Annotated in this window: 14 protein-coding genes and 2 pseudogenes; 11 read left to right on the forward strand and 5 right to left on the reverse strand. The window is 59.8% G+C overall.

The genetic code is table 11. From position 1 onward, the window contains the following. Positions 1–118: 118 nt before the first annotated feature. From ACVDG8_RS34335 to ACVDG8_RS34360, 6 genes and pseudogenes are all read left to right on the forward strand, one after another. Positions 119–2,996, forward strand: a pseudogene (locus ACVDG8_RS34335) (type I restriction enzyme subunit R domain-containing protein); the annotation flags it as partial. Next, entirely contained in the window at positions 2,888–3,160 is a 273-nt protein-coding gene (locus ACVDG8_RS34340; RefSeq protein ID WP_447257171.1) for a hypothetical protein, read from the forward strand. The pseudogene ACVDG8_RS34335 and the gene ACVDG8_RS34340, both read left to right, overlap by 109 nt. A 4-nt stretch (positions 3,161–3,164) precedes the next feature. Then, positions 3,165–3,869, forward strand: coding sequence for a M48 family metallopeptidase (locus ACVDG8_RS34345; RefSeq protein ID WP_447252438.1), 705 nt, complete (start codon positions 3,165–3,167; stop codon positions 3,867–3,869). 63 nt (positions 3,870–3,932) lie between these two features. After that, entirely contained in the window at positions 3,933–5,315 is a 1,383-nt protein-coding gene (locus ACVDG8_RS34350; RefSeq protein WP_447252439.1) for a toll/interleukin-1 receptor domain-containing protein, read from the forward strand. A 2-nt stretch (positions 5,316–5,317) separates the two neighbouring features. Beyond that, positions 5,318–6,859, forward strand: coding sequence for an argonaute/piwi family protein (locus tag ACVDG8_RS34355; RefSeq protein WP_447252440.1), 1,542 nt, complete (start codon positions 5,318–5,320; stop codon positions 6,857–6,859). Between the two features lie 392 nt (positions 6,860–7,251). Further along, on the forward strand, positions 7,252–7,611 hold the full coding sequence (locus ACVDG8_RS34360) for a DUF2958 domain-containing protein (protein ID WP_447252441.1): 360 nt from the start codon (positions 7,252–7,254) through the stop codon (positions 7,609–7,611). A gap of 494 nt (positions 7,612–8,105) precedes the next feature. On the opposite strand, the gene ACVDG8_RS34365 is transcribed toward ACVDG8_RS34360, so the two are convergent. From ACVDG8_RS34365 to ltrA, 3 genes are all read right to left on the reverse strand, one after another. Beyond that, entirely contained in the window at positions 8,106–8,405 is a 300-nt protein-coding gene (locus ACVDG8_RS34365; protein ID WP_447252443.1) for a conjugal transfer protein TraD, read from the reverse strand. A 1-nt stretch (position 8,406) separates the two neighbouring features. Further along, positions 8,407–8,733, reverse strand: coding sequence for a conjugal transfer protein TraD (locus ACVDG8_RS34370; RefSeq protein ID WP_447257172.1), 327 nt, complete (start codon positions 8,731–8,733; stop codon positions 8,407–8,409). Between the two features lie 293 nt (positions 8,734–9,026). Next, on the reverse strand, positions 9,027–10,553 hold the full coding sequence (gene ltrA / locus ACVDG8_RS34375) for a group II intron reverse transcriptase/maturase (RefSeq protein WP_447250876.1): 1,527 nt from the start codon (positions 10,551–10,553) through the stop codon (positions 9,027–9,029). Positions 10,554–11,187: 634 nt separating this feature from the next. On the opposite strand from ltrA, the gene traA reads away from it, so the two are divergent. The 5 genes from traA to ACVDG8_RS34400 all read left to right on the forward strand — a co-directional run bounded on the left by traA (position 11,188) and on the right by ACVDG8_RS34400 (position 19,847). Then, positions 11,188–14,235, forward strand: a complete 3,048-nt coding sequence (traA, locus tag ACVDG8_RS34380) for a Ti-type conjugative transfer relaxase TraA (protein WP_447252444.1) — start codon at positions 11,188–11,190, stop codon at positions 14,233–14,235. 128 nt (positions 14,236–14,363) lie between these two features. Beyond that, a complete protein-coding gene (locus tag ACVDG8_RS34385) occupies positions 14,364–14,576 on the forward strand; it encodes a helix-turn-helix transcriptional regulator (protein ID WP_447252445.1) in 213 nt (70 codons plus the stop codon). 211 nt (positions 14,577–14,787) lie between these two features. Continuing rightward, positions 14,788–16,716, forward strand: coding sequence for an ATP-binding protein (locus ACVDG8_RS34390; protein WP_447252446.1), 1,929 nt, complete (start codon positions 14,788–14,790; stop codon positions 16,714–16,716). Between the two features lie 12 nt (positions 16,717–16,728). Then, positions 16,729–18,438, forward strand: a complete 1,710-nt coding sequence (locus tag ACVDG8_RS34395; RefSeq protein WP_447252447.1) for an ATP-dependent nuclease — start codon at positions 16,729–16,731, stop codon at positions 18,436–18,438. Beyond that, the gene (locus ACVDG8_RS34400; protein ID WP_447252448.1) at positions 18,438–19,847 is read left to right on the forward strand and encodes a UvrD-helicase domain-containing protein; all 1,410 of its coding nucleotides are present in this window, start codon (positions 18,438–18,440) and stop codon (positions 19,845–19,847) included. Before ACVDG8_RS34395 ends, ACVDG8_RS34400 begins: the two co-directional genes overlap by 1 nt. A gap of 264 nt (positions 19,848–20,111) precedes the next feature. Here the strand turns inward: ACVDG8_RS34400 and ACVDG8_RS34405 are convergent, their stop codons facing one another. Continuing rightward, positions 20,112–21,260 (reverse strand): PIN domain-containing protein, encoded by a 1,149-nt coding sequence (locus ACVDG8_RS34405; RefSeq protein ID WP_140555330.1) that lies wholly within the window; start codon positions 21,258–21,260, stop codon positions 20,112–20,114. 356 nt (positions 21,261–21,616) lie between these two features. Continuing rightward, positions 21,617–22,773 (reverse strand): annotated as a pseudogene (locus ACVDG8_RS34410) (IS30 family transposase). Positions 22,774–22,867: the final 94 nt, after the last annotated feature.

Below are 22,867 nucleotides of genomic sequence, written 5' to 3' on the forward strand. Positions count from 1 at the left end.
CGGCGAGATGCATCTGTCGCAGATTCCGGCGTTGCATCTTTTGCAGACCATGCCCCCAAAGTGGGTGATGTTGTCCAAGGCCGAGGTTGACCGCGAACGGCGCGGCAAGCTTTCCAATGTGCTGCTGGAGGATATCCTTCGCGCGCAGCTCATGCGTCTCGAGTATCGCGGAAAACAATACCCGTTCTCGGAATCCAACATTCAAACCGCGATTGAGCGCCTGCGCAGCCGTGAGCCATTGGGCCTCATGCGCCTGAATGAGTTGACGACCGATTTGTTGCAGCTTGGCACGTCGCTTGACCAGCCCGTTGAGGGCGACATGCGCGGGCGGTCCCTGAAATACATCGATTGGGTCACGCCCGCCAACAACACCTTCCATGTCTGCAAGGAGTTTGACGTTGAACGCGCTGGCTCGGCCAAGACACGGCGGCCAGATATCGTTCTTTTTGTGAACGGCATTCCGCTTTGCGTTATTGAGTGCAAGGGACCGAATGAGGATTTTGAGGATGCAATTTCCCAGAGCATCCGGAACCAGGGTCCCGACCAGATTCCGCACCTGTTCCGTTCGGTTCAACTTCTTATCGCAACCAACAAGAACAAGGTTCGCTATGGCACCGTCGGAACCACGCGCAAGTTTTGGGCGCTTTGGCGGGAGCGCGAATTCACCGACGCCGATATTGGGCAGTTGCTGACAACGTCGCTCGGCCCGGCCGAAACCAAGAAGACTTTCGGCGACGGCTTCGAGGAGGAACAGGTTCCCTTCGAGCGCATGATGCGTGATGGGCGCGAGGTTACCGAGCAGGATCGGATGCTTTATGCGCTGTGCCGGCCCGACCGGTTTCTCGACCTTGCGCGGCGCTTCACGCTGTTTGATCTCGGCATCAAGAAGGTTGCCCGCTATCAGCAATTCTTCGCCGTCAAAAACATCATTGCCAGGGTTAAGCAGCGGGACCTCGAGGGCCGCCGCCAGGGCGGCGTCGTCTGGCATACCCAAGGCTCCGGCAAATCGCTCACCATGGTCATGCTGGCAAGGGCGCTGGCGCTTGACCCGGAAATCATCAATCCCCGTATCGTGCTTGTCACCGATCGCATCGATCTTGACGAGCAGCTCACGGCAACGTTTGCCGCCTGCGGGGCAGAACCGGAGAGTGCCAACTCCGGCCGCCATCTGCTGAAGCTGGTCGCACAGGATCGCGCCTCGATTATCGCGACCGTCATAAACAAGTTTGATACCGCGCTAAATGTTCGCGACTACCGCGACCTTTCGAGCGACGTGTTCCTGTTGATCGATGAAAGCCATCGCGGGCAGTATGGCGAAATGCACACCCGTATGAAGCGGATGTTCCCGAACGCCTGCTATCTCGGCTTCACCGGCACGCCGCTGATGAAAAAGGAAAGAGTACCGCCGCCAAGTTCGGCGGGCTCATCGATATCTATGCCATCGACCAGGCCGTGAAGGACGGGGCTGTTGTGCCGTTGCTGTATGAAGGCCGCCACGTCGAGCAGGACGTCAACAGCGCCGGCATCGATGTGTGGTTTGAGCGCGTCAGCCGTGATCTGACGCCGGACCAGCGCGCCGATCTCAAGCGCAAATTCACGCGCTACAGCGAAATCGGACAGACCGAGCCCACGATCTATTGCGTGGCCTACGATGTCTCGGAGCACTTCGCCAAGAACTGGAAGGGGACCGGCTTCAAGGCGCAGCTCGCCACCCGGACGAAGCGGGCAGCGCTTCTTTACAAGCGGGCGCTCGATGAAATCGGCATGGTCACGTCGGAAGTCATCATCTCGGCGCCTGATGACCGGGAAGGCTATGACGAGGTGGGGGACGAATCCCGCGAAGAGGTGGTTCGCTTCTGGAAAAAGATGATGGATCGCTACGGCGATGAGAAGAATTACAACCGTTCGATCGTGGGTTCGTTCAAGGACCGCACCGATCCCGAAATCCTCATCGTTGTCGACAAGCTCCTGACCGGCTTTGATGCACCAAAAATACCGTTCTCTATCTCGACAAACCGCTGAAGGCCCACGGCTTGTTGCAGGCGATAGCGCGTGTAAACCGCGTCGAGGACGAAAAGGAATATGGCTACATCATCGATTATGCCGGTGTTCTGGGCGCGCTGGACCCCGCGCTCAAAACCTATTCCGCCTTCGCGGAATTCGAGGCCGAAGACGTCCAGGGCGTTGTCACCCAGAATCTGGAAGAGATTGAAAAACTCCCGCAGCGCCAGCATCAGCTCTGGGACTTGTTCAAGGAACTGCCCAACAAGCTGGATGAAGAAGCCTTCGAGCGGCATTTGGGCGACGAGGAACGCCGCGAGGATTTCTATGAGCGCCTGGCGCAATTCGCGCGCACGCTCGCAATCGGACTTTCCACCGCCGATTGGATCAACGACGCGCGTAACGAGGCTTCCATTGCTTCGTACAAGGAGGATTTGCGCCGGTTTCAAAAGCTGCGCACCGCCGTTCGCAAGCGGTACCAGGAAGACATCGATTTCAAACTGTACGAGGAGCGGGTTCGCAAGCTGTTGGACCAGCACATCCATGCAAACGAAGTCGTCACGCTCACGGCCCCCGTCAACATCTTCGATGACAAGGCTTTCGAAGAAGCCGTCGGCGAACAGGCGACGCCGGCTTCCAAGGCCGACATGATCGCAAGCCTTACCCAGCGCACCATCAACGAGCGCATGGAACAGGACCCGGTTTATTTTGAGAAGATTTCGACGCTGATCCAAAAGGCGATTGACGATCACCGGGCGCAGCGGATCTCCCAGCTTGAGTTCCTCAACATCGTCCGCGATGCGAGGGATCAGGTTGTTCGCCCTCGCCACGATGACGTGCCCAACACCTGCGCGGCAACGACACCGCCGTCGCCTTCTATCACGCCATCGAAAAGCATCTCGCGGCTGCCCATGCCGACGGAGCCAACGTGCAGGCGGACGCGGCCGAGGCCGCCGAAACCATGTTCAATACCATTGCCCGCCGCCGCGTCGTGAATTGGGCGCAGCGCGAGGACATTCAAAACGAGATGCGCAACGATCTCGACGACTATCTCTTTGACACGATGCGCGATGAAAAAGGACATCCGCTGACGCCCGATCACATGGATGAAATCATTGACCGCGTGCTGAATATCGCGCGCGCCCGCATGCCGGATTAACCCCATGCATGGATCGATTGCCTATTCAGCTCACACCTTCGACTACACCGCGCAGTTCTCGGACCGAGCAACGATGGCGATTACGGTGTTTCCGGATGGGGCGATACGGGTCATTGCTCCCGAAGCAACATCGCAAGAGGAAATCGAACAGCGCTTAAGAAAGCGGGCGCGCTGGCTGATCCGCCAGCTGCTGCACTTTGAGCAGTTCCGCCCGCGCGCACCGGAGCGCCGCTATGTCGGCGGCGAAACCCATCTCTATCTTGGCCGTCAGTACCGCCTCAAACTTCACAAGGGCCTTGTTGAAGAGGTCAAACTCAAGGGAGCATTCCTTCACGTTTCCTCGCCCGCGCATCGTAACTCAAGCACGGTGAAACGGCTGGTTATCGCCTGGTATCGCGAAAAAGGAAAAGCCAGGATCGCCGAACGCTTCGCGATTGTTTCGGCGCGCTTCGAGAAGACGTTAGGGCGTGCACCGCCGCTGATAATCCGGTCGATGCCGCGGCGCTGGGGGAGCTGGAGCCGCAGCGGGCGGATATCCCTCAATCCCGATCTCATTCGCGCGCCCACCCTTTGCATCGATTACGTCATTCTCCATGAGCTTACCCACCTCGTTCACCCGCATCACGGGCCTGCTTTTTATGACGTGCTGGAAACGCTGATGCCGGACTGGCGTGACCGGAAAAATAGCCTCGAACGCATTCTTTCCTGAAGGAAGGCCGAAACTGATCCTAGCCCTGCCAATCCACACATCGGTGACAGATGGAGCCGCTCAATGACGGATACACGGGATGCCGTTTTCATAAGCCATGCCACGCCGGAGGATAACGCCTTCACGTTGTGGCTGGGCGGCCGTCTGACCGCGCTGGGCTATCACGTCTTCGCAGATGTCATGCGTCTCAAAGGCGGCGACGATTGGGAACGCATCCTTGAAGATGCCATTCGCAACAAAGCCAAACGATTTTTGCTGGTTGCGACGGCGGGCAGCGTCCAGAAACAGGGCGTCCGCAATGAAATCACCATTGCGATCGAAACGGCGAAACGAATAAAGGAACCGGGCTTTATCGTCCCATTGCGCCTCGCTGACTACCAGTCGCCGCTCCAAATCGTGCAGGCCCAATACATCAATTTTGAAAAAGGGTGGGCACAAGGCCTTGCCGAGCTTCTTCCGGTCCTTGAGGAAGCAGGCGTTCCCAGAAATGCCGCCCCGAGCGCCGCCCAGGCGTGGCAGAATCTTCAACTTAAAGACGCGAGGACTGTTGGAGCCGGCCCGGAAACCCTGATCTCGAACTGGCTATCGATCGAAGCCCTTCCACCGTCGATCGGATTCTACGACTTCAAGGGCGGTATATCGATTGGCGTTGCGCAGACGATGATCAAAGATTGTCGCATCCCGATTGCGGCCCACAATCGTGGCTTCATAAGCTTTGCTCCGCTTCATCAGCTGCAAGATTATTTCGGACCTAATCTGCCGCTGCAGCTTGTTGATACCTGCGAGACAGACACGTTTCTGGAATCCGGCTGGCATTCGCAGCGGCTTGCGCCGAAGGATTGCCGGCCGAAATTCACCGACATCAGCCGTCGCGCGCTGGATGCCTATTTTGAGGATAAGGGTCTCAGGCCCTTCGAATATGCGGACGGTCGAAATGCGTGGTGGCCTTCGAGCGGGAAAGCCACAATGGACCAGCACCCCTTCGCCTGGGCAGGGCTGAAGGGCCGGCGGCAGCTCGTCGGCCGTTCGGAGAAACGAGGCTTCCATTGGCATTATGGTTTGAGTTGCTGGGCGCGCTCGGGACCCTTGCGCCATGTCCGCGTGTATGGCCGTGTCATTTTCACGTCCAACGGCCATGACCTGATCGGCGATGCTCGGCGGATACATCGGATGCGCCGAACGTTTTGCAAAGGCTGGCGAAACGACAAGTGGCGCGATCTGCTGCTGGCGTTCTGGTATTGGCTTGCGGGTGGCGCTGACTTTGTCGACGTCGCTTTGGGTGAGGGCGTTTCCATGCGCCTTAGTCTACCGCCGATTACCTTCGCAGCGCCGTTTGGCGTCAACTCACCATCGGATGCGGCGTCTGAAGACCAGGATGACGATGATGAACTTATCGTTGATCGCGATGACGACGATTTCGGCGACGATGACGACGGTGAGGTTTGATCATGGCCAAGCTTGACCTTATCTACCTTCCCGAACCGCAGCTCGAATTCAGGTATGGGCAGACCCTCGTTTATCCTCGCGATGGGCTGTTTTTGTATGGCCCGGTCGATGGCGGGCGGCCCGAAATCCACTATGGCGCTATCGGTACCAAGGCAGGCGTTGAACGGCTCGAACGCTGGGCAAAGTCGCTGGCAAATTTTGTCGATGTCCCTCCGCCCCGGAAGGGTGCGCGGTTGATCGAGCCGCAACATGTTCCCTTTCCGGGATTTTCTGCGGCATACAACGCGCCGTGGCCAACCAAGCCCAAGACGGTGATCAACACCATCGATCCATCGGCGCTTCACGCCGCACTGAGTATCGTCAATCGCAACGAGGCAATCAAAGCTGCGGTTGATTTGTACGTAAACGCGCTGATTGCGCGCTGTGACCGCATGGAGGACCCGCCGAGCTTTTGGTTCGTGATCATTCCTGAAGAGGTCTACGATCTCGGACGCCCGCGCTCCAAAGTGCCGACGAAGGACCGGATTCAGGGCGCGGTCAGGATATCGAAGTCGGCGGCGTTAAAGCTCGAGGAGGAGCCGACGCTCTTTGGCCTGGAAGAGGCCGAAGCCGACGTTTACAAATACGCCACGCATTTTCGAAGGCAGCTCAAAGCCCGGCTCCTGGCCCCAAAGATTGTCACGCAAATTGTTCGCGAGACCACGCTCGCGCCCAATGATTTCCTGAAAAGCAACGGCCAGCCCAAGAGGCGGCTGGAAGATCCCGCGACAGTTGCGTGGAAACTATCGACCGGCGCCTATTACAAGGCAGGTGGTCGCCCGTGGCAACTTTCGGGCGTGCGCGCCGGCGTTTGCTATGTCGGCCTTGCGTATAAGAGGCGCGATGCGACGGCTGACGACGGCTTCGCCTGCTGTGCAGCCCAGATGTTTTTGTCGAGCGGCGAGGGTGTTGTGTTCCGGGGTGCCCTTGGTCCCTGGTATCACACCGACACCAAGCAGTTTCACATCGACAAGCCGGCGGCCAAACGCCTTGTCGAAATGGTGGTTCAGGAATACCGGGATCAACACGACAACACGCCGCCGTCGGAACTGTTTCTTCATGCGAAGTCCTACTTCACCGATGAGGAGTGGGAAGGATTTCTCAGCGGAGCCCCGCCTGAAACCAACGTGGTCGGGGTGCAAATCTCCGATGCGAAAGACGCATTGAAACTGTTCCGGCCGGGTAAATACCCGGTCATGCGAGGCACCGCGCTTCTTTTATCGGACAGCGAGGCCTACCTCTGGACCTCAGGATATGCACCGCGACTTGATACCTATATCGGCCCAGAGACGCCGAACCCGTTGCTGGTGAAGAGGCAGCGAGGGAATTGCCCCCTGCAAACGGTTCTTGAGGACGTGATGAGCCTCACAAAAATTAATTTTAACTCGTGTCTTCACAACGACCGGCTTCCTGTGACCATCCGGTTCGCCGACGCGGTAGGCGAAGTGATTTTAGCCGCACCCCAGACCAGCGAGCCAAAGCTCGCATTCAAGTTTTACATTTAGGCTTCGAAGTCAGGTTCCGTCAGCCTAGGGAGGCATCCTGCCTGTGCAGGACCGGGCTCTATCCGGCTTCGCTGCGCTACGCCGGACCGAGCCGCCATGCGTGCGTCTCGGCCCCTCGGGTGACGATCCCTTGCCCTCGCGCTACCGCGCGCTTTTCGTTTCCTAAGGGGCGCTGCCCCTCGCGCAGGCAAGAAAAAAACGACAGGCGCCACGGCATCCCCCCGTTCCCCATGCTTTTTTAATTTTGATTTTTTGAATGGGGACCGCTCGGGCGGACCCTCCGTGCCGCCCATCGTTTTTTCTTGCCTTTGCTACCCCCGGTCTCGGCGACGGCCAGAGGTTCAGACGCGCTTCGCTGCGCTGAACCCTCTGACCAAAAAAGGAGACTACCCATGCCGTTGATACCGGATGACCTCAAGAAACAGCTTCTCAATAACGGGCGTTTCAACCGCCACTGGATCGAGCGCAATGGACGAACCATCGACTTCAAGCCGGTGGTTAAGTTGTTCCACCCTTGCGGTGGGGCAACGTGGCTCTTGAGCGAGCTTGATCCTGCCGATCCCGATATCGCCTTCGGTCTTTGCGACCTTGGCTTTGGCGAGCCGGAACTTGGCTATGTTAGCCTTTCGGAAATCGAAAGCGTCGAAGGCCCGCTCGGTATTGGCATCGAGCGCGACCTCCACTTCACTGCCACTAAAACGCTGACGGAATACGCCGACGAAGCGCGCATCCACCAGCGCATCATCGCGTGAGGTCAGCCATGAAAACCGACCTCTGCAAACAGATCACCGATCCGTTTATCCGCGCCCCGAACAGGGCACGCGTCCGTGGCACCACTAGGCGTTCTTGGTCGCCCTCGGTATCGATATCCAGCATGGCGGCAATACCGCTTGTTATGTCATCTCCCGCGACCAGGTGCGGATGCCGGATTTGAATCTTTCCGCAATGCCGAGAATTCGCCATTATGCCACCCTCGGCCAATGAAACCGTGCATTGGACGCGCCATCTTCATGGCTGCATCACATGCCGGGCGCGCGGTGGACTACCTGCATGCGCGGGCGAAAGTTGGCTGCTGTATCCGGCTGCGCTGCGCTATGCCGGACCGGGGCGGCGGCATGCAAGGTGGCTTATCAGAGCCAGTGATCTCTGAAGTTGCACGCACGACAGCCTGCTACTTGGAACAGCTAGCTTTCGCAGTGCTCCGCCGACGTGAGGACTTCGACCAGTAGCGCGGTATTGCTTTCTTTCAGTCTCGTTCGAGACATCTGCCTTGAGACTGCGGCGTTGCGCAACTGCCGCTAGGTTCACTGATCCTTTCATTTTCATGCCGTTCCGCATCAAACGCCTGCTTTCCCTTCGCAGCCCATAAGTTGCGCGCATGCTCACCTTCATCGCTCTGCAGCTTGGCGGCGATCCAAAGCAGCGCGCCGTAGATGATAGCGCGATCGTCATGGGTGAGCTCGACAATGCCCGCCTTAACGACGAGGCCGCCGAGTTCGATCAGATGTCGGGTACGCTTGCGGCGCTCGACCTGCCACGCGCGCATGTCATTGCGAGCCTGTGCCGCCTGCCGGCGATTGCGGGCTGCCCGGTCGCGCTGGAGCGCTGCGAGAGTTACGCAGAGATGCTGGAGCAGCTCGCCGGGACCGGCTCTCGAAAAACATCGCTCCACGCTTGGCCCATGCCTCACGCTTTGCCGTCTCTTTCGTTTCTGCGATTGCGACCAATGCGCCGGCCAGTTCGTCGGTGCTCAGCTGATCGGCGCCGGTCGCGATCACCAGCTCGCCAAGTTGCTGCACCTTTCGCGTTTTGAGCTCTCGCGCTTTGTCTTCCAGCGCCTTCAGTTCGGCGTCGAAATCGCGTGGTTTACGCATCGCTTTCCTCCATTGATTGTCGATGCGGCGATGATAGTGGAGCGCCTGCCGGAAGGCTTCAGGGTTGCCGAGACAGCCCGGGACGGGCTGGTCCATCCCGAGAATTTTTCGAGGGAGGGCGCGCTTATACGTCGTGCCGACGTGGGCTTTGCCGTGCAAATGGTGGAGTAGAGATGAAGCGCTACTTCCCCTTTCGGAGACAAGTTTCTCCATCCCTCTCCCCGAACCGGACAGGCAAGTTTCCCTGCATCCGGCTCTCCGTGCATGAGCGAAAGATCGCTCATGGGTGTGCCTCAGTCCGACGTGAGGCGGTAGAACGCGTCCCAGAAGTCGCCCACGCTCTCGCGCTGACGGTGCCGGGATTGGGCATTCCATCCGTTCGGTTTCTCGATGCTTTGGTGAGGGTAACGCATGGTTCCGCCGTCGCGGAGGAGCCTCAGGCGCTTCGTGCCTTCGACCCATCGATGCCGTTGTCCCGTGACGTTGACGGTGAAGCGGCGACGCAGCTCTCGCCACGTTGCCTTTCGATGCTTCTTACGCAGCCAACGTCCAACGCGCTCCCAAATCCATTTGTCGAGATGGCTGAAGTCCCGACACGCCTGCGTGGCATATCGGTAATAGTTCCGCCACCCGAGCAGGATCGGGTTGAGGGTGCCGACGACTTTGGTGAGCGGCCATCCCGTAGGAATGCTCTTCACCAGGACCTTGATCCTGTGGCGCAGGTCGTTGAGCTTGCTCCTCGGGATGAAGAGGTTGCCGACCAGTCGCCCCGTGCGGAGCGCTTTGGTGCGCACCACCCGATAGCCGAGGAAGTCGAAGCCTTCCTTGGTCTCGGTGATCCGGGTCTTTTCCATCGACAGTTCCATACGAAGTTCCGTCTTCAGGAACTCCGCCAGCGCCTGCCTTTCAGCTTCCGCTTGCTCCCTCGTGCCCTCCATGAGGACGACGAAGTCGTCCGCATATCGCACCATGTAGAATGTCGGCTTGCCGTTCTTGCGGTCCAGAGTCCGCCGGCCTGCCGCCCTGCTACTCGGTTCACGGGGGCGCATGGACCATCGTCCGTACCGTTCGTCGATGGCTGTCAGGTAGATGTTCGACAGCATCGGCGAGATGATCCCGCCTTGTGGCGAGCCGGTTACGGGATGTCGGATGGTCCCCTCGATCATCACGCCGGCCTTCAGGAATGCGAAGATCAGCCTCAGCACCTTGCGGTCGCCGATACGCCGTCGCACGCCTTCCATCATGACGTGATGGTCGATTGCGTCGAAGCAGCCCTTGATATCGCCTTCAATGGCGTAGTCGTAGACCGAAGGTCCACGAACCGACGGGTGAAGACACTTCTGGATTCGCTCCAGAGCATCATGGGTGCTCCGTCCTTTCCGGAACCCATACGAGGTCGGATAGAAATCCGTCTCGAAGATGGGTTCGAGGATCAGCTTCATGGCCATTTGCACCAAGCGATCTGTCAGCGTGGGGATTCCGAGTGGCCGGAATGCTCCCGGTTTGCCAGGCTTTGGGATCAGCCGCTGCCTGACGGGTTCCGGGTCATATGTTCCGTTGCGAAGTGCCTCGCGTATTTCCTCGAGGAACCTTGCTGCGCCACCGGCACGCTGTTCGACCGTGCGACGCGTCATCCCGTCCGTTCCCGGTGTTCGGCTGCCGCGGTTGCGGGCGAGCCGTCGCCAAGCTTCGGCAAGGGTTCTGCGGTCGCATATGAGATTGAACAGATCAGCAAAGACCTTGTCAGGTTCGTCGCTGCTCCACCGATACAGTTTGCGCTGCATGTCGAGGACGAACGGGGTATTCACCTCGCCGGACATGTGCCCGCCTCCTGCTTGCAAACCGTATCCACTGCCTCCCTTCGCCATGTGAACGGCTTTCCCGTCCTCGGACTACTACGAAGGCTCCGTCCCTCGGCACCACGGTCACTGGCCGCTTCAGTCGTCCGGCGTCCGAAACCGCCGGAGATGGTGACAAGGTTCTTGGGTTCCGCAACTGATCTCTCGCTCGCTTTAGGCGCCGACTCTACCCCGTGTGGAATCCGGCCTCGGCGCCACGCAAACTCATGCCGAGGCTGGCGCACAGCAAGCTGCGCGCCTCCAATCCGCGTACTGATAGCGCGGACCAACACTCCACCGATCCGTAGATCGACCCGCCCACTTCCGAGTCGGCAGGTTCCATCTCTAAACGGGGCGTCCGCCATCGGTTCGGTTTCCCTCGCCATGGCAAGCTCGCTGGCCGAACCGCTCACGGGGTCGGAAGTCCCCGCCCGTTCGGCTTTGATGGGTTCTGCTAATTTACGGTTCCCCGGAAGCGCCCGGTTCTCCTCACCCATCTGCTTATCGCCGCATGTTGCGTCATACGGCGTGCGGGGTCCTCCACCCCGCGAGATCCATTGCAGCATGAAGGCTGAATCCCTCCTTCCTTTCAACTCCCAACGCACATCTGGTCGCGATGGCGATCTATCATCTTCACGTCAAGGTCATTGGCCGCAAGGCAGGCTCAAGCGCTGTCGCGTCTGCAGCGTACCGCTCGGCTTCGCGACTGCGGGACGAGCGGATCGATGGTGTTCAGGACTTCTCGGCCAAGCGCGGTGTCGTCCATTCCGAGGTGATGCTGCCTGCGAATGCACTGGAGGCCTGGAGCGACCGCGAACGGCTGTGGAACGATGTCGAGGCGTTCGAGGTCCGCAGGGATGCGCAGCTTGCCCGCGAGGTCGAGTTTGCGCTCCCGCGTGAACTCAGCCAGGCGCAAGGCATCGAACTGGCGCGCGACTTTGTTCAGGCTGAGTTTGTCAGCAAGGGCATGGTCGCCGATCTCAATGTGCACTGGGACAGGGCGGAGGATGGCAGTCCCAAGCCGCATGCTCATGTCATGCTGACCATGCGGGCCGTGGATGAGAACGGTTTTGGCGGGAAGGTTCGATACTGGAATGCTACCCAGCTGGTCGAGCGCTGGCGCGAGCGATGGGCGGACCTGGCCAATGAACGCCTGGCCGAACTCGACATCGACGCCCGCATCGACCATCGCAGCCTGGAAGCGCAGGGCATTGCCCTGGAGCCGCAAACCCAGATCGGTGCGCCGGCTCAACGCATTGAGGGCGGTGGCCTTGAGGCTGGCGACAGTGAAGCAGATCGCGCCGAACTGCATCGCGAGATCGCGCGCAACAATGGTGCGTGCATCATTGCCGATCCATCCGTGGCGCTCGATGCCATCACCCATCAGCAATCGACCTTCACCCGAAAGGACATTGCGAAATTTGCGCATCGGCACAGCGACGGAGTGGAGCAGTTCAACGAGGTGATGACAGCTATCAGCAACGCACCCGACCTGGTCGAGCTCGGCAAGGATCGACGCGGCGAAGATCGGTTCACCACAAGGCAGATGATCGAGACCGAACAGCGCCTTCACCGCGCGGCAGAGCGCATGGATTTGGACGAGCGACACGCGGTGAGTGATGCACATCGCGAGGCAGCACTGGCGCGAGCTGCCCAACGCGGGCTTGTCCTGTCAGGCGAGCAGACCGATGCGCTGGCGCATATCACCGATGATCGCGGTCTTGGTGTCGTTGTCGGCTTTGCCGGAACAGGCAAGAGCGCCATGCTTGGCGTTGCGCGCCAGGCATGGGCAGCGGCGGGTTACGAGGTCCGAGGCGCGGCACTCTCCGGCATTGCCGCCGAGAATCTGGAGGGCGGATCAGACATCTCGTCACGCACCATCGCCAGTATGGAGCATAGCTGGGGACAGGGCCGCGATCTGCTCACCGCCCGCGATGTCCTGGTGATCGATGAGGCCGGCATGGTCGGCACGCGCCAGTTGGAGCGCGTGCTTTCCCATGCGGCGGACGCTGGCGCGAAAGTCGTCCTCGTCGGTGACCCGCAGCAGCTGCAGGCAATCGAAGCGGGCGCTGCATTCCGCTCGATTCACGAGCGACATGGCGGCGTCGAAATTGGCCAGGTGCGCCGGCAGCGCGAGGACTGGCAGCGTGATGCCACGCGCGATCTGGCTACCGGCAGGATCGGCGCTGCAATCAGCGCCTACGACGCGCAAGGCATGGTGCATCAGGCTGCAACGCGCGACGAAGCGCGCAGCGATCTGGTCGAGCGCTGGGATCGCGACAGGCAGGCGCATCCAGAGGCAAGCCGGATCATCCTCACCCACACAAACGACGAGGTGCGTGCGCTGAACCAGGCCGCGCGCGAGCGCATGCGCTTTGCCGGCGATCTCGGCGACGATGTTCAGGTCCATGTGGAACGCGGCCCAAGAAACTTCGCCAGCGGTGATCGCGTCATGTTCCTGCGCAACGAGCGCGGGCTCGGCGTCAAAAACGGAACGCTCGGTATGATCGAAGAGGTCGGCACACAGAGCATAACCGCGCGCATCGACGATGGAAGGTCGGTGCGCTTCGACCTGAAAGACTACGCCCACATAGACCACGGCTATGCCGCGACCATTCACAAGGCTCAGGGCATGACCGTTGACCGGACCCATGTGCTCGCCACACCGGGTATGGATGCACATGGCAGCTACGTCGCACTGTCGCGGCATCGCGACAGCATGGACCTGCATTTTGGCGGCGATGACTTCGCAACCCGCGAGCGCCTCATCCGGACGCTGTCACGCGACCGCGCCAAGGACATGGCATCGGATTACGAGCAGGTCGACCCGGCGCGGAGCTATGCCGAGCAGCGAGGTATCACCTTCCGCGAGCGCGTGGTCGAGATCGTGCGCCGGATCGTTCCGGAGAAGCTGCGCGACAGGATCGGCGAGCTGTTTGACGGATTGCGCTCGCCCGCGGACGGCGAGCCCATGCAGGAACGTGGACCTGGACCGGGAAGGGAAGATGTTGGGGCGCAAATCGGAGATGCTGGCTCCACGCCCGAAAGGAAAGCTCCCGCCACGGGAGTGCCGCGCGAAACGGATATGCCGATGGACGCGGAAGCAGAAATGCGCCGAGCACGCACCCAGTCGCTTGTGCGTCACGCGCGCGCGCTCGACGCGATCCTCAGTACTGGAAATGCGGACAGGCAGGGCAGTCCCGACCAGATGCGCGAATTGACGGATGCCCGCAGCGCTTTCGAAAAGGTGCGGCCGTATGGCTGGCGCGATGCCGAAGCGGCCTACCTCAAGCATCCCGAGTTTGTCCGCGAGGCGGGGGCCGGCCGTGTCAGCCGCGTCGTGCTTGCTCTCCAGCTTGAGTCGGAAATCCGCACCGGGATGGACATCGATCCGGGCCGCCGCGCCGACCGTTTCGTCGAACGTTGGCAAAAGCTCGATCGGACGGGACGGGAGCGATACCAGGCCGGCGACATGGCCGGCTACAGGTCAACGCGCTCGGCCATGTCCGACATGGCGAAAAGCCTCGAACGCGATCCTCAACTTGAATCCCTACTCGCGAACCGCAAACTCGAGCTTGGCATCAACGTGGATTCGGGTCGTCGCCTCGGCGCGGAACTCGCATTCAGCCATGGCATCGGCAGGGGGCGGGGGATTGGAATCTAAGGCATGCCGGTTTGCCGCCGTTTCTACTCCGCAGCTGGCTGAGGCGACAAACCTGATTGCCTCCGGCACGGGTTCGTCCTGTCTGTCCCAGCAGCAATCAGCAAGAACCAGTGAGGTGCAGGCAAGCTATGTCCGAGCCGGATCGTATCATACGCCTCAAAACCGTCCTCGCCAGGACGGGCCTGTCCCGTTCAACCATCTATCGCAAGATCGCCGAGGGCACGTTCCCGGCTCAGATCAAGATCAGTGTCAACGGGGCGGGATGGAGGGAGTCCGACGTCAATCGATGGATCGCCGATCCTCTCTCATGGCACACCCAGTGCATCACGAAAACACTGTGACTAATCGCGCTGTAGTGGCACGTTGCTGTCAACGTTGAACACTCCTCTGAGGCAAGTTCAACGACTGGGAAGGGGCCGCAAGCGGTCAGGCCGCTTCTGGATAACGATCCAACAAAACAGACTTGCTGAAAAGGCCGATGCTGTATCGCAGGCTGCTTATTTAAGTGGGCTGATGCCGATCCCTCTGCTAAGCAGGTGAAGGGGGTGGGCGATGGCATCTGAACAGCAATTTTTGGCATTCGATCAGCGGTTCTTGGACCGTCATGCCGGCCCAATTATTTCGGATCTTTCGGTTGCCTTGGTCGAACTAGTCGCAAATGCTTGGGATGCCTACGCGACACAGGTGGACATAACCTGGCCGACAAACGACGGCGCTCGGAAATTCTCGATCAAAGATAATGGCCGTGGCATGACGGCCGCGCAGTTCGAGCAGCGCTGGGGCGTCTTCGATTATAATCGGGTGATAGCTGAGGGCGAGTATGTTTCCCCACCCGCAGAGCTTATGGAATTGGCCCCACGCCGAGTGTATGGACACAATGGTCGGGGTCGACACGGCGGCTTTGCCTTTTCCAATCCCTACGAGATCGTTATCGAGGCAGCCGACGAGAAAGTCACCTATCGGGTTTCGCGGGGCGGGAAGCGCCCGTTCGATTGGGAAGTCATCAAGCGTGAGCAAGGCACCGGGCACGGCGTAGAAATCCGGGCCGTGGAACCGACGCGGCTTCGGCTTACCGCGGCCGATGTTCGAGAGGTGCTTGGAACGCGCTTTCTGACAGACCCGATCTTCAAGGTGTCGTTGGACGGCCGCCCCGTCACCTTCGACGACATTCCGCATGATTTCCTGCGGAAGAGCTTCGTCGATATCCTCGATATCGGCCGCGCCACAATTTTCATGATTGACTCTCAGCGCGCCGATCGAACGACGCGGCAGCACGGCATCGCCTGGCACGTCAACAATCGGCTGGTAGGCGATTGCGGCTGGCGCGGGACTGACTACGAACGCGTACTCGATGGGCGGACGAGCGAAGCCAAGCGTTTCACGTTCATCGTCTTTGCCGATTTCCTGGCCGACACCGATGCTATCCTACCGGATTGGTCGGGTTTCCAGCCTACTAATGATGTCTGGAAGAAGACCCAGATGGCCGTGCAGGATAAGATTCGCCAGGAAATTGCCGCGTTCAATTCCGAGCGTCGTTTGGAGACCAAGGAGGCGGTTCGCGAACGCTATGCCTCCACCGTCGTTAGGATCGCGCCGAGCGCGCGCGAACGGTGGAACAACTTTGTCGAGCAAGTTGTCGATACCTGCCCTGGTATATCCTCCGAGCAGATCGATCAGGTCTCTGGCATTCTCGCCAATCTGGAAGCGTCTTCATCACAATACAGCTTGCTCGCACGGCTGCACGGTCTTCATCCGGGGGAGATTGACCAACTGGATGGCATTCTAGCGGATTGGAGTGTCGCAACCGCAAAGCTGGCGCTTGACGAGATTCAAAGCCGGTTAAAGCTGATCAGCGAACTACACGATAAGCTTCGCGATGAGCGCGCCGATGAGGTGCGCGAGCTGCAGCCTCTTATCGAGAGGAGCCTGTGGGTGTTTGGCCCCGAGTTCGAAAGTATCGAGTTCACGTCCAATCGCGGCATGTCGGAGGTCATCAGACGGTTGCTTGGCGGGACGGGACAGGGAAGTCTCAACCGGCCAGACTTCGTCATCCTTCCTGATGGCAGCGTGGGTCTATTTGCTCGCCCCGCCTTTGACGATCAGCATGAGGTGATCGGCGTTGAGCACCTGGTCGTCGTCGAGCTGAAAAGGCCGGGCGTTGCGATCGGAATGGATCACAAGAACCAGGCGTGGAAATATGTCGTCGAACTGCAGACTCAAGGTCTGATAGACGATGCGACGCGTGTCACCTGCTTCGTCTTGGGGTCGAGGTTGACGCCGCGCGAAGGAGTGCGCGAGGAGGGACGCACGAAGATCATCCCGATGGCCTATGAGACATTCATCCGGCGTGCCGAGACTCGGATGCTCAATCTATATGCCCGGCTTTCAGAGGCACCATTCCTGCGCCAAGCCGGCTTGGACGCTGACACATTTGTGGCGAAGCCGATCGCGCGCCAAGGCGGTTTGGGCCTTTCGGCCTGAGAGCGGGGGCTAATGACGCTAATACGAGCGATCGACATTTCGAATTTCAGGTCGATCAAGAAACTGACGTGGCTGCCGTCCTCCGGGATCAACTGCCTGATAGGGCCGGGCGACAGCGGAAAGTCGAGCATCCTCGATGCGATCGATTTATGCCTTGGGGCCCGTCGTTCGGCGACGTTCACCGACAGTGACTTCCACGGGCTCGACGTTACTCAACCGATCCAGATAGCGGTCACTCTCGGCGAACTCGACGAGCCGCTCAAAAGCATCGACACCTACGGCGACTTCCTAGTCGGCTTCAACGCCGCGACCTGTAAGGTCGAACCCGAGCCGGGAACGGGGCTCGAACCCGCACTCACCGTGCAATTGACCGTTCAAGCGGACCTCGAGCCGGAGTGGACCCTCGTCTCTCCACGCGCGCAAGCGATGGGGCGATTCCGGAATCTCGCCTGGGCCGACAGGGTGCGTATCGCGCCTGCGCGTTTGGGTGCGACCGGGGACAGTCATCTCAGCTGGCGGCGCGGTTCCGTCGTGAGCAAGCTCACGGATGGAACGGGCAACGCCCAGGCGGAGCTCATGCGCGCCGCGCGGGAACTGCGTCAGAGTTTCGACACGACCAAGCTCAAGGAGCTCGAACCGCCGCTGAAGCTTATTCTGGCTGAGGCCACTGCTCTGGGTCTGCCAGTGGGCAAAGTCATACAGGCCTTGCTTGACTCGGGCTCAGTCACCTTCAACGCGGGCACCATCTCGCTACACGATGAGATCGGCGTTCCACTGCGATCCCTAGGCATGGGGTCGTCGCGGCTCTTGATCGCAGCCCTTCAGCGCAGGGCTTCCGCCTCGACGATGACCTTCCTCATCGACGAGCTGGAGTACGGCCTCGAACCGCATCGGATCATCCGGTTGCTGTCAACGCTGGGTGCAAAGGAGCAGGTTCCGCCGGTGCAGATTTTCGCCACCAGCCATTCGCCAGTGGTCGTGACCGAGCTCAACGCGACGCAGCTTTTTGTCGTTCGAGGTGGCGCTGCCGGACATACCGTTGTGCGGGCGAGCGACAGCGGTGATGTTCAGGGGGCGATCCGATCCAACCCACACGCGCTGCTCGCCACTAAAATCATCGTTTGCGAAGGAGCAAGCGAAATCGGCATCGTGCGCGGGCTCGACCAGTACTTCAATAAAACTGGTTTCGCCGCGCTCGCGACCCGCGGTGTCGCCCTGGTCAATGGGAATGGAGACGAGACGTTCAACCGCGCGCTGGCGTTCAAGGCGCTGGGGTATCAGGTCGCCATTCTACGCGACAGCGACAAGCCGGCTCCGCCCAACCTGGAAGCGGGGTTCCTGACCGCTGGTGGGCAGGTCTTCGCCTGGACAGCCGGCAGAGCACTTGAGCAAGAGATCTTTGCGGCCGTGCCCGGCGGAGCCGTCAAGGCGCTGCTAGACTTGGCTATCGAAATAAAGGAGGGGGATGCCATCCAGTCCCACATCGAGAACGTTTCGGCAAAGGCCACAAACCTCGCCACCATCGAGGCCGAGCTCGCCACCGGAACGCTGTCGCTGGCAAGCCGCACTGTGCTCGGCAATGCGGCCGCGCGATACGGCTGGCTCAAAACTCAATCAGCGATGGAGACCGTCGGCAACGACGTCGTCGGGCCGGTCCGTCAGCAATGCCAGCCGAGCCTAACGAACGTCCTCGACGGCCTTTGGGGCTGGGCGTTTGCCTGATGGCGGTAGAAATCGACCTTTTACAGATCGACCACGGTGCGATCGTCGCGCCCGCCGGATGCGGCAAGACTCAGCTCATCACTGACGCTCTTTCACGCCATCAGGGGCCAAAGCCGATCCTGGTGTTAACTCATACCAATGCTGGCGTTGCCGCCCTGCGCGCCCGTCTTGGAAAGGCTGGTGTGGTTCCGGCAACGTATCGACTGGCGACCCTGGACGGGTTCGCGATACGGCTAATCTCAACTTTCCCGCTGCGATCCGGCCACGATCCGAGGATCATCGAGGGCGCCAGGCCGAACTACCCAGCTATCCGATCTGCGGCGACTGGCCTCGTCCAGGCGGGTCACATCACCGACCTGCTTAAAGCTAGCTACGACCGCCTTCTCGTGGACGAATACCAAGATTGTTCGGTCCGCCAGCACCTGATGGTTGCGCATCTGGCCCAATGTATTCGGACCGTGGTAGTTGGGGACCCGTTTCAGGCCATATTCGGCTTCGGCGGCGATGCTCTCCCAGCCTGGAACGACGTTGTCGCATACTTTCCCATACGGGGAGAGCTCAAGACACCATGGCGTTGGATCAACGCCGGATCTCCGGAACTGGGTGCTTGGTTGCTCGGCATGCGAGACAAACTGGCAAGCCACACCCCCATAGATCTTCGCGGCGCACCGGGTATCGAATGGGTGCAACTCGATGGCGTGCACGACGAAGAGCGGCGACTTGCCGCCGGATCCGCCGCTGCGCCTGGCGAAACCAAGGTCCTTATTATCGGAGAGAGTACGGATCCGCCCGGACAGCGAAGGATCGCCCGTAGGATTAGTGGTGCCGTTACCGTGGAGGCGGTTGACCTTCGGGACCTCACTGATTTTGGGCGAACCCTTGATGTGGGAGACCCTGGCGCCTTGGCGGTGATTGCGGGTTATGCCGAACACCTCATGAGCAATTTCGGTGGCGAGGACCTCGTCCGGTCGGTCGCAGCAGCCAAGGCCAATACCCTGGGTCGTTTGCCGACTGTGATCGAAGCGGCGGCTCTCAACTTCGAAGCTACTCGGTCGCTCTCTGCAGTGTCCGACCTTTTAGTCGCGATCAATCAGACGGGCGGGGTCTACTGCTACCGCCCGGCCGTGCTCGCCGCCACTCAACGTGCCCTGCAGTTGGCATCGCCGGCAGATGGCCCCTCGTTTTTTGAGGCCACCATAATCGTCAGAGAGCAATCGCGCCTAATCGGCCGGCCGCTGGCACGTCGGTCAGTAGGAAGCACGTTGCTATTGAAAGGTTTGGAAGCGGAGGTTTCCGTGATCCTCAACGCGGACACATTAAACGCGCGCAACTTGTACGTGGCTATGACGCGAGGATCGAAGCGGGTACTTGTTTGCGCAACTTCACCACTGCTCAATCCGGAGTGGTGAGCGGCGTTGGATGTGCGCCCTGCCAGATTAGCGTATGCGCGTTTACAGGCTTCTACCGTCAGCTTTTAGGGACAGGCACGGTACCTTCAGTGTCCTACTTGAGGGCGCGAAGCGGAAATGATTTCCGTTGTCGGCCCTTAATGCTCATGAGGCCATGAGCCATTGGGGCAGAGTGAAATCGTCTTTTCTGCCGCCTCATTTCCCGAAAGCCGCCTGATGCGGGCAACCTGCCGCGAGCACTGAACTCCTCTCCTAGGGAAGCTTTCAGTCGTAGTCGGGCTCTTCCGCCGGGAACGCATCCACATAGCCGAAATCTACGGTAAAAGTTTTCTGACTGACCTCGATCTCATGGAAGACAATCCCGTCCGTCACATCCCGATCGGCGACGATGGTCAAATGAACCGGCACGTCGGTAGTCGTCTCGACATACTCGCCGCCCATTGCGACACTTTCTCGGTCGACACTGTCCCACACCGAAAAGGTGAAGTGAGCCCCGAAACCCGCCTTGATGTCGACCTCAATCGAGAATGTGACCGTCTCATCGTTCGCTGTCAGCACCACGGGGTTGGTCAGCGTGCCCATCAGGATTTCTTTGAGCTGAGCATCCATCGGCTCCGCTTCGAACTCGACTGAGCAGTCAGCATCGACGTCGTAATCGACATATGTGAGCCGTTCGATGATCGCGTCGCGAACCGCTTCCTCGAAGTCCTTTTCTTTTCCTTCGAGCCAGAGCTCGACGATCTTGTCGGCGAGATCAGCGTCCTTGAATGCCTCGCTGTAAATCCCGAGTGCCTCGGTCAGCGGAAAGACCGTGACCAAGTGATCCGACTTCGCGGCGAAGTCCCTCCAGGCCTTGTCTTGGGCGACACATATGACGAGCTTACCCTTCGCCTTCGCGTATTCCTCTAGGCACAGCAATGCTGCGGCGTCAGGGAATTCTTGCTTGCGAGATTCCTTCTGCGCGAAAGGCGTCTGCACCGCAAAGTATCGACGGAACAGTTCCGTCAGGCCGTCCGGCGTATCAGCGACCTTGATCACCTCCGCTCCTACAGCTTTGACAAAATCGTCGAACTCTGACTTTGCGAATTCCGCAGGATCTTTGTCTATGAACAACCCGGTGTGCTCACCTGCCGGGCTCTGTCGAAACCACCTAAGATTGTTGCTTCGAAGTGCCGTCTTCAGCGCCCGCTGGGTGTCTGCAGCCTCGACTTCCAAATGGGAAATCATTTCGTTGGCAATCACATCCGTGATTAGGATGGGTGTGTTTCTGATCCTGATCTGCGAGATCGACCGGAAGTCGGTCCGGCGGAAGTCCTTCTGCTTGCTGTCGAAGACGGTTGTGTCGATCGTTACTGCCGCAATGCGGCCATCGTTGATGGCGTCGATCACCTGCTGTCGAGTCATTGTCGGCATTTTTTCACTCATACTTGAGACGTGTTTGGTTTTATGTTGTAGCCAAGTTGCGATCCAGTCGGCATGGATTCCTGGTTAAGGCAGGCTACCGCGTCGCCTTCCGTTGCCGCCTTGATCGGACGCGAGATCCTGGCCGCGCGTGTAAGGCGCCATCCGCGTGAGGCTACTAAAGCGAGTGAAACCTCAAGCGTCGGCATCCGGCAGTTCGTCAGTCGGGAGCCGTGGCCAGAGACGAGAGACTTAATCTGCTGGCGCGATTACCGCAATGGGCGCAGGAGACATGACGAGGCTCCGAAGCCATGTCCGCTTTCAGGGATGGCAATGACGGCCTCCACGACCGATATTGGGCGGTGGGTTCAACCGGTCACTGCAACACCTTCTGTAGCCTATCGGCGGGCGTTTCGAAGTCCGGGGTTTTTCGGGGACGCTGATTGAGCCGCAGGGCGACGCCGTCGAGTTGGGCCTGCGAGACCTGCGAGAAGTTGGTTGTTCTCGGGAAGTACTGCCTGAGCAGACCGTTGGTATTTTCGTTGCTGCCGCGTTGCCAGGGACTGCGCGGATCGCAGAAGTAGACCTGTAGATCGGTTGCGACGGTGAAGCTCTTATGACGAGCCATCTCCTTGCCCTGGTCCCATGTCAACGAGCGCCGCAGCTCTTGGGGCAAAGTGCCGATCTTCTCGGCGAGGGCCGCCACGACGGTCGCCGAGTCCCTTCTCGCCAACTTCACAAGCATCGTGAACCGGCTATGCCGCTCGACGAGGGTGACGATGTTTCTGTCGTTCGCTCCGGTGAGCAGATCACCCTCCCAATGGCCTGGGATGGCACGATCCTCCGCCTCTGCGGGACGCTCGCGGATGGAGACCATATCGAGGATTTGACCTTGCCCCGTTCGGCTCTCTGCACCTTTGCCGAGGCGCATCTGTCGTTTGGTACGCAGGTGCGCTGTCAGTTCCTTCTTGAGCACCCCTCGCGACTGGATGAATAGGCTGCGATAGATCGCTTCATGAGATATCCGCATGCTTGGATCGCCTGGGTACGCTCGCCTCAGCCAGCCCGCAATCTGCTCCGGAGACCATTGCAGCGCCAGCTTTTGCGCCACCCGCCACCGTAGCCGTCCAGAGCGCGCCAGGCGACATGGCTTCGGGCGTAGCGCGCGCTGCCAAGCCTGCTTGTCGGCCCGGGTTGCGCGATACGTTTGTGCACCGCCATTGCGAGAGATCTCCCGACATATTGTCGATGGGGATCGCCCGAGACTTCGTGCAATAGCGCGTATCGCGAGACCCGCCGCGATCCCGCGAGAGATCTCTTCGCGCTCCGCCAGCCCGAGCGCCGAGGCTGCTCTACGCCTTGCTGAGGGAGCAATGCCGCCGTGTAAGGATACGATCCGCTGAACGCCGGTCTTGTTCCGGCGGTCCAGTGCCCGCGAGATCGACGAAATGCTCTGACCTTGCTTCCATCGCTCCCAAAGCTCGGCCTTCTGCGCTGACGTAAACCAGATCCGTGACGTCACCATGCAACACCTCCTCATCCTCTCAGATTAAGAGTGTTGCAGCGACCGGTTGAACCCACCGGCGCAAAGCCGCCGCTCGCTCGCTACGGCGCTGTTG

The sequence above is a fragment of the Mesorhizobium sp. ORM8.1 genome, assembly GCF_053005525.2.